Genomic DNA, 11139 nt, shown 5'->3' on the forward strand with positions numbered 1-11139 from the left:
GGGGCTCAAGCCGAGAAGAGACCCAGAAGGGCGCGTTCCCACGCCGGGCGCCCGTCGGTCAGGACCAGCCGCACCGCCAGGGCCCAGAGGGGCAGCGAGGCGGGCGCCAGGCCCAGGCACCTGACCGCGTCCTTCTCGGTGGTGATCAGAGCCACGCTCCCGCGGGCCCGGCCTTCCGCAGCGAGCGCCGCCACCTCGCTCGCACCATACCAGTAGTGGTCGGGGAACTCGGCAAAGCCGGCCAGGTCCACCCCGAGCGCCTCCAGGGTCCGCGCGAAGTTCCGCGGCCGCGCGATGCCGGCGAAGGCGTAGACCCTGAGACCCCGGAGCTCCGCCAGACCCGGGGCAGTTCCGCCCCCGACATCCCAACATTCTACCGGCTCGTAGCGCGCCATCACAACTTCGCCCCGGGCCTCGTGGGCCGTGAGCGCCGCCCTGACCGCCTGGACGCCGCCCGCGTCGGCGGCGCCGGCGACCAGGACGAGATGGGCCCGGACCAGGGCGCTGACCGGCTCCCTCAGGGGACCGCTCGGAAAGAGGCGACCGTTCCCCCAGGGCGCGCTGCCTGCGACCGTGACGATCTCGAGGTCCTTCTGGAGCGTCCGGTGCTGGAACGCGTCGTCGAGGACCAGCGCGCCGACCCCGAAGCGGTCGAGGCACACACGACCCGCTTCGTACCGGTTCTCCCCGACCACGACGGGCGTTCCCCTCAGCTGCCGGGCGAGGAGGAACGGCTCGTCCCCGGCCGCGGCGGGTCCCCCCCTGATCCGGTCCGGGTCGGCGACCACCAGCGTCCCGGTGGTCCGGCGGCCGTAGCCCCGGCTCACGATCCCCGAGACGATGCCGGCGCTCGCCAGTGTCCGTACGGCGAGCTCGACCGCCGGGGTCTTCCCGGTTCCGCCGAGCGTCAGGTTGCCGACGGAGATGACCGGACACGGGAGCCGACGGCTGTTGAGGACTCCCCCCTCGTAGAGCGCCTGTCTGAGCGCCAGCAAGCCCCGATAGCCTACGCTCAAGGTCGAGAGGGAGAGGGCCAAGAGCGGCCCCGCCTGCCCTTCCCAGACCTCGGCCCACCTCACGGCGCCACACCCACGAGCCGCTGCACGAGATGCAACGTCTCCCTCACCGCGCCCTGCTGGCTCGCCACCGCCTTGAAGCCCGCCTCCCCGATCGCCCGTCCGAGGCCGGGGTCGGAGAGCAGGCGCTCGATGGCCGTCTCGAGGTCGTGGCCGTCCCTCACGAGGAAGCCACCGCCCGCGATGAGCAGGAGCTCGGCGCTTTCCCGAAAGTTCTCGGTGTGGGGACCGAACAGGACCGGCTTCCGTCGGAGCGCCGGCTCGAGCATGTTGTGACCGCCCCACTGGACGAGACTCCCGCCGACGAAAACCACCGCGGCCACCTCGTAGAGCTGGGCCAGCTCGCCGACCGTGTCGAGGACGATGACGGGCCGGGGGCCGGCGCCTCCGGGGAGGGCCGTCCGCCGCACCGGTTCCAGCCCGCGGATCCGGATCAGGCGTTCCACCTCGGGGGCCCGCTCGGGGTGACGCGGCGCCACCACCAGGACGAGGGACGGGTGCCGCGTTCGAAGCCTGAGGAACGCGTCCAGCACGACCTCTTCTTCGCCCTTGTGGGTACTGCCCGCGATCCAGACCGGCTCCTCGCCGGTCAGCCCGAGCAGCCGCCGCCAGAGCGTTTCGCCGCCCGCATGGTGGGGCGGGAGGGCGGCCTTCAGGTTGCCCGTGACCACCACGCGCTCGGGCGCGGCACCCAGCGCGATGATCCGTCGGGCGTCCTCGGCGGACTGCATCGCGAACAGGCTGATCTGACCCAGCACCCGTCCCAAGAAGGCGCGCACGAGCCGGTAGCGGCGGAAGGACCGGTCCGAGATCCGACCGTTGGCGATCATCGCCGGGATCTCCCACCGGCGCAGCTCGCGGAAGAAGTTCGGCCACAGCTCGGTCTCGAGCGCCACGAAGAAGGTCGGGCTGATCGCGCGGAGCGCGCGCCGGGCGGGCCCGGGCAGGTCGAGCGGGAAGTAGCAGTGGGTCGCACAGTGGCCGAGGCGCTCGCGCACGATCTTGGCACCGGTGGGCGTGGCCGTGGACACGACGATGTTTATCTCTGGCCACAGCTCGTGGATCCCCTCCACGAGGGGAATCGCTGCGGTCGCTTCCCCCACCGAGACCGCGTGGATCCAGCAGCGGGGTCCGGGCGGCAAGCTGTCGACCCGGCCGAAGCGCTCGCGGAACAGCCGGCCGAATCCCTTGCGCCCGAACCGCCGGACCAGGAATACCGGAAGGTAGGCGAGCAGGAAGAGGGCGAACCCGAGCGTGTAAACCAGGTACATCAACGGGCCTGGGCACGCGCGTCGGCCTGCCAGGTGAGCTCCCGCAGCGTGGACTCGAGCTGCTTCCGGAGCGCCTCGTGCTCGGCGCGGTCGCGATCGCGCGGCACGTGGAGCGGGGGACCGAAGCTCACCACTCCGTGCGCGAACGGCTTCGGGATCAGGAACTCGTCCCAGCTTCGCAGCCGCCAGGCCGGCGCCGCGCTGAACGTCAGCGGCACGATCGGGACCCCGCTGAGACGCGCCAGCGCGATGACGCCGGGCTGCACCACGTAGGGTGGCCCGAGCGGGCCGTCGGGAGCCACTGCCGCCTCCAGCCCGCGTTTGAGGCACTCGACCAGGGACCGGAGCGCGGCGGCGCCCCCCCGGGTGGAAGAGCCGCGCACCATCTCGAAACCGAACCGCGTGAGAAAACGCGCCTCGAGCTCGCCGTCGCGGGAGCGGCTCGCCATGACACGGACGCGGTTCGGGCGCCCATAGAGGCAGGGGATCATCAGGATGCGGCCGTGCCAGATCGCGTAGATCAGCGGGGCGCGGCGCTCCCAGAACGGGGCGACGTGCTCGGCCCCGACCTCCGTGATGGTGAGGGTCGCGGCCAGCGCGCGGACCGCCCAGTGCGCGGTCCGCGGCGCGAGGGCCAGGAGCAGCCGATCCGCGAAGGTCACGGGGCGTACCCTGCCACCCTGAGGATCTGCTGCGCTGCTCGCTCCCCGACGCCGGGCGAGCCGAGGGTGCCCTTGAGCTCGCCAAAGGCCAGGCGCTGGGCGCTGAGCAGATCGGGGCTCTCGAGGAGCCTGAGGGCCTCCTCGGCCAGCCGCGGCCCTGTCGCGTCGTGCTGGAGGAGCTCGGGCACGACGCCGCGTCCGGCGACGATGTTCGCCAGGCTCACCCACCGGACCCGCATCAGGGCGCGAGCCGTCCACTCGGAGAAGCGGGAGACCCGGTAGCACACGACCATAGGTGTCCCGATCAGCGCCGCCTCCAGCGTCGCGGTCCCCGAGGCGACGAGTAGGAGATCGGCGGCGGCCATGACCTCGTAGGTCCGCCCGGGCACCTGTCGCAGGTGGACCGCGGCTCCTCGCAGAGCGCCCTCGACCAGCGCCGGGTCCACCGTCGCTGCCGGTGCCGCGAGGAACTCCGCCCGCGGGATGCTCTCGCGGATCCGCCGCGCCGCGGTCGCCATCGCCGGCAAGAGCCGCTCGACCTCCTCGCGACGGCTTCCCGGCAGGAGCCCGACCAGGATCGTCTCCGGAAGGACGCCGAGGGCATGACGTGCCCCGGCACGGGTCAAGCCGTTGGGGAGGACGTCGAGCAACGGGTGACCGACGAACTCGACCCGGCCACCTGCCGCCTCGTAGATCGCCCGCTCGAAGGGGAAGACCGTGAGGATCTGAGCCGCGAGCCTCGCGAGGAGCCGCGCGCGCCAGGGCCGCCACGCCCAGACCTGAGGCGGGATGAAATAGACGACCGGGATCCTGAGTCGCCTCGCCACCCGGGCGAGCATGAGGTTGAACTCGGGAAAGTCGATCAGGATCAGGGCGCGTGGCTGCTTCATCCGCAGCGTCTTCGACAGAAGCCTGAACGCGCGAAGGAGACAGGGGAGGCGGGAGATCGCCTCACGGGTCCCTACCACCGCGTGGGCCGTCGGATCGGCGACGAGCTCCACCCCCGCCGCCGCCATGCGCGGCCCCCCCATCCCGACCAGCCCCCAGCCGGGGGCCTGGCGTCGCAGGGCCTTCGAAAGCGTCGCCCCGTGGAGGTCGCCCGAGGCCTCCCCGGCGACCAGCATCAGGCACGGTGAGCCGCTAACCGTCACCCTCGATGCTCACGATGCTGATACCCGCGCTCTCGGCTCGCGCGACGACCGACTCCCGGTCCAGGATCGCGACCTTTCCCGCCTCGACGGCCAGCGCCCGCGCCCCGCCACCAGCCATGACCTCCAGCGTTTCCAGCCCGACGGTGGGCACATCAAACCGGTAGTCGTGCCGCGGCCCGACGGCCTTGACCACCACGGTACCCGGGCCCGCCAGTTCACACCCCCGCCGGATCGTCTCGCTGGTCCCCTCGAGCGCCTCGACCGCGACGGCCACACCCCGCGCCACGACAACCGTCTGACCCACGCCGTGCTCGGCGCACCGTCGCGCCAGGGCGAGACCGAACCGGATCTCGTTCCACTCCGCCGCCGACGGCGAGCGCGCGGTCAAGGTGCCAGCGGGCGCCAGGAGGGGACTGAGGAACGTGCGCTGGTCGAGGACCTCGATACCGAGCCCCGAGAGCACACCCACCACGGCTTCCCCGAGCCCCGCGTCCGAGAGCCCGCCGGCCGCGGCCGCCAGCTGGTGCGTTGCCGCGTCAACCGGGCGCGCCCCGAACAGAATCCCTTTGGGAAGCCGTCCGGAAAAGACCACTGCGCTGACGCGCTCGGCTCGAAGGCCTTCCAGCACCGGCCCGATCTCGCTGAGCTGACACACGATCACCCGGTCCGCGAAAGCCCCGCAGTCGGGAGCCGCGTCAAAGGCGAACACCACGACGCGCCAGCCCCGCCGCGCCGCTTCGGCAGCCACCCGGCCGGGGAGCACCCCGGCGCCCGCCATCAGGCCGAGCGTGTGCTCCACGGAAGATCCTTCGGCCACACGGTCTCGCGTCGGCCTTCATGGATCATCCGCTCGATCTCCAGGGCGACGGCCAGCGAACGGAGGTTCTCGCCCTCGGGAAGCTCGATCGGATCCCCCGCCCGCGTCCGCCGCACCGCGGAGAGCAGGTGGAGGATCTCGAGCTTGAGGGGGTTCTCCTTGTGGACGAAGAGATGCTCGACGAAGGAGGCCTGGCGGTAGCGGATGGACTCACGGTTCAGGGTGTACTCTTGGGCAGCGCGACGGTGGATCTGGATTTCCTGATCCGCGTAGTCGAGGAGGATGTAGGCGTCGGGCTGGGTGATCGCGAGGGTCCGGATCTTCTGCTCCGTCGCCCGGCTCGCGATGATGGTGGCGATCGTGCCCGTGTCGAAGAAGAGCTGGACGCTGGCCACGTCCGGCCCCGCCGAGTGGACCGACCGGCCCATCGCGTACGCGTGCTGCGGCTCGCCGTCCACCAGCCCCAGGACGATGTCGATGTCGTGGATCATCAGGTCCATCACCACCGTGTCGTTCTGGACGCGGGGAACGAAGGGACCGAGGCGCCTCGACTCGATCAGGATCGGCCGCTCCACGATCCTGCGGAGCTCCTGCACGGCCCCGTTGAAGCGCTCGACGTGGCCGACGTGGAGGACGGCCCCGTTCTGCCGCGCGACGCGGAAGAGCTCCTTGGCCTCCTCCAGGGTCGGGGTCATGGGCTTCTCCACCAGGACGTGGATCCCCGCCTCGAGGAGGTCCCGCGCCACCACAAAGTGCTGATCGGTGGGCACCGCGACGCTGACGACGTCAACCCTGCCGATCAGCTCGCGGTAGTCCCCGAAGGCCCGGGTGTCGTACTGGACGGCCAGCCGCCGCGCCTTCTCCCGGTCCACGTCCACGATCCCGACCAGGTCCACGTTCCAGAGCTCGGCGTACACGAGGATATGGTACTGCCCCATGTGCCCCGCACCCACGACCGCAGCCCGCACCCGGCGCCCCGCGTCCGCCATCAGAAGATTCGCTCCTCGTCGGCGACCGGCAGTCCCCCGATCCCCTCGGTCGTCCCGTCCAGGTCCGTTTCACGGTCGCCCAGCCCGCCGCCGGTGTCAAGGCCACCCCGGTAGGGACCACAGACCCCGAGCTTGGACGTCTCGACGAACTCCACGAGGCGCGCGATTGCGGGCGTCATGGGAAGCTCGCCGCTGATCCGGCGAACGGCGGCAGCGGGCGAGAGCCCGGACCGGTAGAGGATCCGGAACGCGGCCTGGATCTGGCGCCGATCGTCGGGGCCGACGCCCCCGCGCCGGAGCCCGATGGCGTTGACGGCCCGCGCGGTGGCCGGCGCCCCGTCGACGATCACGAAGGGCGGCACGTCCTGCACGACCTTCGAGCACCCGCCGATGTACGCGTAGGTTCCCACCCGGGCGAACGGCCGGATCCCCGAGAGCCCGCCCACCGTGGCGCGGTCTTCCACCCGGACATGGCCGGTGAGGCCGGCGTAGTTGATGATGATGACCTCGTTGCCGATCTTGCAGTCGTGGGCGATGTGGCTCATCGACATGACGAGGGTGGCGCGCCCCACCTCGGTCCAGCCGCCAGGCGTCGTGGCGCGGTGGATCGTGACGTACTCCCGGATCACCGCGTCTTCGCCGATCCGCACGCCCGACGGCGTGCCAGGCTTGTACTTGAGGTCCTGGGGCGGCGCTCCGACGATGGTTCCGTGGCCGATGCGGCTCCGCGCCCCGACGACGACCGCTCCCTCGAGCACCACGTGATGCCCGATGTCGACGCCGGGGCCGAGCTCGACCTCCGGGCCCACGACGGAGTAGGCGCCGATGGAGACCCCGTCGGCCAACCGCGCCCGCGGGTCCACCACGGCGGTCGGGTGGATTGCGCTACTCATCCCGGTCGGCCCCGGGATCGTGCGACACGATCCCCAGCCGCGCCTCCAGCTCCCGGATCCGCCGCTCCAGGCCCCGCACCTTCCGGAGCAGCGCGGGGAGTCGCGGCCACGCCGCCGCGATCCGCCTGGCCTCGGGCGCCGGCCGCGCCGGCGTGCCCCAGTAGGGGCCGGCCTCGCGGAGGTCCGAGGCGACCCCGGCTTGGGCGCCGACACTCACCGCGTCGCCGATGGTCACGTGATCGGCCACGCCGACCTGCCCCGCGAGGACGCTCCGCCTGCCGACTTTGACCGAACCGGAGAGCCCGACCTGAGCCACCAGGATGGTATCCTCCCCGATCTCTGCGTTGTGCCCGATCTGCACCAGGTTGTCGATCTTGACGCCCCGCCGGATCACCGTCTCGCCCAGCGTGGCCCGGTCGATGGTGACGTTCGCCCCGATCTCGACCTCGTCCTCGATCACCACCGTCCCCACCTGCGGGATCTTCTGATGCCGGGTGCCATCGAAGACGTACCCGAACCCGTCGGCCCCCAGGACGGCCCCGGGGTGGACGATGACCCGGTTTCCCAGCCGCACCCGGTCGCGGATCACCGCGTGGGGATAGACGAGGCAGTCAGCCCCGACCTCGGCCCCGTCACCCACGTAGACGAGCGGAAAGATCCACGTCCGCGCTCCGACGCGCGCATCGGCGCCGATGACGGCCAGCGCCCCCACCGCCGCGCTGGGGTCCACACGAGCGCTCGGCGCGATCTGGGCTGACGGGTGAATCCCGCTCGGGGGCGTCGGCGCCGGGTGAAAGAGTCTCAGGAGGCCGATGAGCGCGGCTCTCGGGTCGGTGGCCCGGAGCAGAGGTCCGAGCAGCTTCGCGTCGGCGGGGACGAGCAGCGCGCCGGCACGTGTCGTTCGCGCCAGGCTCGCGTACTTGGCGTGCGTGAGGAAGGAGATCTGATCCGGCCGAGCGGTCTCGAGCGGGGCGACCCCGGTGATCTTCAGGTCAGGATCACCCTCCAGCTCCACCCGGAGCGCCTGAGCGATCTCCCCGAGCGTCAACGATCCGGAGGTCGCCATCTGCCCTACTTCTTCGCCCGACCGGCTTCCTGATCATACGCCTTGATGATCTCGTCGGTGAGGTCCGCCTCGCTGGCCCCGTAGACGACCCCGGCGCCGCGCTTCTCGACGATGATCAGATAGCCGCGCTGCTTGCCGTAGCGCTCGATAATGCCGGACAGCTCCTGGAGCACCTTCTGGAGAAGCCCCTGTTCCTTCTTCTCGAGCTCTTTCTGGTAGTCGTCGATCAGCCGCCGGAGGTCGCGCGCCTTGCGCTCCAGCGTCTCCTGCTTTTCCTTCCGCGCCTCGGGGCTCAGGAGGAGCCCTTTCTTGTCCAGTTCGTCGCGCAGCTTCTCGAGCTCCGTGCGCTTGCCGTCCACGTCCTTCTGCATCGACGCCTTGTCGCGCTCGATCTGCTCCCGCGCCGCCACGCCGGCCGACGACCGGGCCAGGATCCGCTGGACGTCCACGTAGCCGATCCGGCTCGGCGACTGGGCCGCGGCCGACGCCCCGAGGAGCAGCGCGAGGCCGATCATTCCCGCCTGAACGACTCTTATCGTTACCCCCCCCATGTTCCCTCCCCTTCCCGTACCGGATGCCCGCGGGAGCGAGGACCCCGGGGGCTGGCGGCCCTAGAAGGGCGACCCCACGGAGAAGTGGAACTGGTTGGAGCTCTCGCCCTTCCGGCGATCCAGGTTGAACCCCCAGTCCAGCCGGATCGGCCCGAACGGCGACTGCCAGCGGACGCCGACCCCGGCGGCTTCCCGCGTGTCGGTTAGATCAAAGTCTTTGGTGAACCCGTAGACGTTCCCGACATCGAAGAAGGTCGCCAGTCGGATCCCGAATCCGACGGGGACGAGATGCTCGAGGTTCAGGAGGACCTCGGAAGTGCCGCCGATGCGACTGCCCGTCTCGTCCACCGGTGAGATCTGGCGCAGCTTGCGTCCGCGGATCGAATTCGGGCCGCCCAGGAAGAACCGCTCGAAAAGTGGCAGTTCGTTGTCCCCGAGCCCGAAGCCATAGCCAGCCTCCAGGCGGCCGGCGAGAACGGTGTCCCAGAAAACCGGATAGAAATAGCTCAGCTCCCCCACGGTCTTCATGAACTTGTTGTCGCCGCCCAGCCCGGCGACGTCGCTCACGAGGCTGAACCGTCCGCCTCGGGCAGGGGTGAAGACGTTGTCCCGGGTATCCCAGACGACGCCCGCCCCGACCAGCGAGGTGACCGTGTCCCCCTCCTCACGCCGGAGGAATGGCGAGGCGTCCTCGGCCACGTCGGAGATATCGTCGCGGGTCAGCCGGTACTGCAGGTTCCACCGCCAGAATTCCAGGAACGGGTGGCTCAGCCGCACGTCGCCGCCGAGGCTGTTGACCGTGAAGTCCAGGAACACGCGCCGGTTGTTGAAGAGGTCGAACCCCGCCGCCAGGGGCCGATCGAAGAGCCAGGGTTCGGTGAAGGAGACAATCCCTAGCTGGGTGTTCGCGCCACCCCGGAGCCTGAGCGCCACCTCCCAGCCCCTGCCGAGGAAGTTTCGCTGCGAGAGGTCAATCGTGCCGAGAAACCCCTCCGCCGAGCTGAAGCCGCCGCCGATGCTGAAGATGCCCGTCGGGCGCTCGGTGACCTCGATGTTCACCACGATCTTGTCCTTGGCCGACCCCGGCGAGGTCGAGGCCTTGACCGTCTCGAAGAACCCGAGGTTCGCCAGCCGCTGGCGCGCCCGCGCGAGCTTCTGGCTGGTGAAGAGATCCCCCTCCGCCATCGGGATCTCCCGCCGCAGGATCTTCTCCTGGCTTCGTACGTTGCCGCTGATGTTGATGCGTTCGACGAAGACCTCGGGCCCTTCCGTGATCTCCAGGGTCACGTTCACCTTCCGGGCCGCCTGGTCCTGGGTGGCGACCGGGTTCACGTCCACCGAGGCGCGGCCGATGGTGCTGTAGAGCTCGCTGATGCCATGGACGGTCTCGCGCAGCTTGGCCCGCGAGAACGGCTTCCCGGGCACGAGTTTGATCTGCCGGCGTACCTCCTCGACCGGGAGGACGTTCGTCCCGGTCACGTCCACACCGGCGAGCGTGAACTGCGGCCCCTCGACCACCTTGATCGTGATCGTCACCCGGGCCCGGTCCCGGTCCACGCTGATGTCATGGGATTCCACCCGGGCCTGGATGTAACCGTGGTCGGTGTAGAGGGCGACGATCCGCTCGATGTCTTCCTCGAGGCGCTGCCGGTGCACGACCCCGCGCAGGATGAAGAATTGCCGCTCCTGCGTGGCCATCGCTTTCTTCACCTGCCTGGGCGTGAGCCCCGACGTCCCCTCGATGACGATCCGGTCGATCGTGATCCGCCGCCCCTCGCTGATCCGGAAGGCCACCTTCACGTCTCCGTCGGGCACCCGATCCACCTGGGGAGCGATCTGCACCTCGAAGTACCCTTCCTCCTCATAGTGATCCTTGAGCTTGTCGACCGCCTTCTGAACCTGCACCGGATTGTAGACGGCTCCCAGCTTCAGGTCGATCTTCTCCTGGAGGGTGGCCGTGTCGATGCGCCGGTTCCCGACGAACTCGATGTCCCGGATGAACGGGCGCTCGACGACCACGAAGGTGACCTTGACCCCCCCCTCGAAGTCCTCCACCTTCAGCTGGACGTCGTCGAAGAAGCCCAGGGCGAAGATGCTGCGGATGTCCTCCCCCAGCCGGGCCGGGACGAAGGGCATCCCCACCTTGGTCTGCACCCGGCCCAGGATCACGGCCTCCTGGACCCGGCGGTTCCCCTGAACCGCCAGCTCGTTGATGATGACGGGGGGTTGCTGCCCTTCCTGGGCCGGCACCCGAGAAGGGACGGGCAGGAGGAGGACAAAAAAAATGGAGAGAACTACCCTCCAGAGGCGCATCATTGGTCAACGGGCCCGCCCCTCCGCGGGACCACAGGGCGCCGGGCGGACCCGCTTTCAGTGCTCCGCCAGTTCGAGGGGCGGCTCGGCTGGCTCCCGCTCCCTCAGGACGAAGGCCTCCCCCTCGCAGTCCACCTCGATTTGGGTCCCCTCCGAGAACTGCCCGCGCACGATGGCCTCGGCCAGCGGATCCTCGATGTGCTTCTGGATGGTGCGGCGGAGCTGACGCGCCCCGTAGATCGGGTCGTACCCCTTCCGGACGAGCAGCTCCTCCGCGGCCAGGGACAGGAGAAGACGGATGCCTTTGTCGACGAGCTGCTTGTTGATGCGGTCGATCATGAGCCGGATGA

At 70.1% G+C, this 11139-nt stretch carries 11 protein-coding genes; all 11 read right to left on the reverse strand.

The genetic code is table 11. The annotated features are described in order from the left end of the window. Positions 1–5 precede the first annotated feature (5 nt). Positions 6–1079 carry a tetraacyldisaccharide 4'-kinase gene (gene lpxK, locus HY726_16960; protein MBI4610687.1) on the reverse strand — a complete coding sequence of 358 codons (1074 nt, stop codon included), beginning with the start codon at positions 1077–1079 and terminating at the stop codon, positions 6–8. Next, a complete protein-coding gene (locus HY726_16965) occupies positions 1076–2347 on the reverse strand; it encodes a 3-deoxy-D-manno-octulosonic acid transferase (GenBank protein MBI4610688.1) in 1272 nt (423 codons plus the stop codon). Before HY726_16965 ends, lpxK begins: the two co-directional genes overlap by 4 nt. Continuing rightward, complete coding sequence (locus HY726_16970; protein ID MBI4610689.1) at positions 2347–3009, reverse strand: lysophospholipid acyltransferase family protein; 663 nt, start codon at positions 3007–3009, stop codon at positions 2347–2349. Before HY726_16970 ends, HY726_16965 begins: the two co-directional genes overlap by 1 nt. Next, positions 3006–4160: a lipid-A-disaccharide synthase gene (lpxB, locus tag HY726_16975; protein MBI4610690.1), complete on the reverse strand. Its 1155-nt coding sequence runs from the start codon at positions 4158–4160 to the stop codon at positions 3006–3008. Before lpxB ends, HY726_16970 begins: the two co-directional genes overlap by 4 nt. Further along, positions 4150–4959, reverse strand: coding sequence for a UDP-2,3-diacylglucosamine diphosphatase LpxI (gene lpxI, locus HY726_16980; protein MBI4610691.1), 810 nt, complete (start codon positions 4957–4959; stop codon positions 4150–4152). The genes lpxB and lpxI overlap by 11 nt, the downstream gene beginning before the upstream one ends. Further along, entirely contained in the window at positions 4938–5966 is a 1029-nt protein-coding gene (locus HY726_16985) for a Gfo/Idh/MocA family oxidoreductase (protein ID MBI4610692.1), read from the reverse strand. Before HY726_16985 ends, lpxI begins: the two co-directional genes overlap by 22 nt. Beyond that, the gene (gene lpxA / locus HY726_16990) at positions 5966–6859 is read right to left on the reverse strand and encodes an acyl-ACP--UDP-N-acetylglucosamine O-acyltransferase (protein MBI4610693.1); all 894 of its coding nucleotides are present in this window, start codon (positions 6857–6859) and stop codon (positions 5966–5968) included. Before lpxA ends, HY726_16985 begins: the two co-directional genes overlap by 1 nt. After that, positions 6852–7925 carry a UDP-3-O-(3-hydroxymyristoyl)glucosamine N-acyltransferase gene (gene lpxD, locus HY726_16995; protein ID MBI4610694.1) on the reverse strand — a complete coding sequence of 358 codons (1074 nt, stop codon included), beginning with the start codon at positions 7923–7925 and terminating at the stop codon, positions 6852–6854. Before lpxD ends, lpxA begins: the two co-directional genes overlap by 8 nt. A 5-nt stretch (positions 7926–7930) precedes the next feature. Then, entirely contained in the window at positions 7931–8476 is a 546-nt protein-coding gene (locus HY726_17000; protein MBI4610695.1) for an OmpH family outer membrane protein, read from the reverse strand. Between the two features lie 60 nt (positions 8477–8536). Continuing rightward, on the reverse strand, positions 8537–10792 hold the full coding sequence (gene bamA / locus HY726_17005; protein MBI4610696.1) for an outer membrane protein assembly factor BamA: 2256 nt from the start codon (positions 10790–10792) through the stop codon (positions 8537–8539). 54 nt (positions 10793–10846) lie between these two features. After that, on the reverse strand, positions 10847–11139 hold a 293-nt coding region (locus tag HY726_17010), incomplete at its 5' end, for a hypothetical protein (GenBank protein MBI4610697.1).

Source organism: Candidatus Rokuibacteriota bacterium, assembly GCA_016209385.1.
GTDB lineage: Bacteria > Methylomirabilota > Methylomirabilia > Rokubacteriales > CSP1-6 > JACQWB01.

Excerpts from the sequence above, each read along its gene's own strand:
- lpxA (MBI4610693.1), bottom strand. The coding sequence starts at position 6,859 with ATGAGTAGCGCAATCCACCCGACCGCCGTGGTGGACCCGCGGGCGCGG.
- HY726_16965 (MBI4610688.1), bottom strand. The coding sequence starts at position 2,347 with ATGTACCTGGTTTACACGCTCGGGTTCGCCCTCTTCCTGCTCGCCTAC.
- HY726_17000 (MBI4610695.1), bottom strand. The coding sequence starts at position 8,476 with ATGGGGGGGGTAACGATAAGAGTCGTTCAGGCGGGAATGATCGGCCTC.
- bamA (MBI4610696.1), bottom strand. The coding sequence starts at position 10,792 with ATGATGCGCCTCTGGAGGGTAGTTCTCTCCATTTTTTTTGTCCTCCTC.
- HY726_16985 (MBI4610692.1), bottom strand. The coding sequence starts at position 5,966 with ATGGCGGACGCGGGGCGCCGGGTGCGGGCTGCGGTCGTGGGTGCGGGG.
- lpxD (MBI4610694.1), bottom strand. The coding sequence starts at position 7,925 with ATGGCGACCTCCGGATCGTTGACGCTCGGGGAGATCGCTCAGGCGCTC.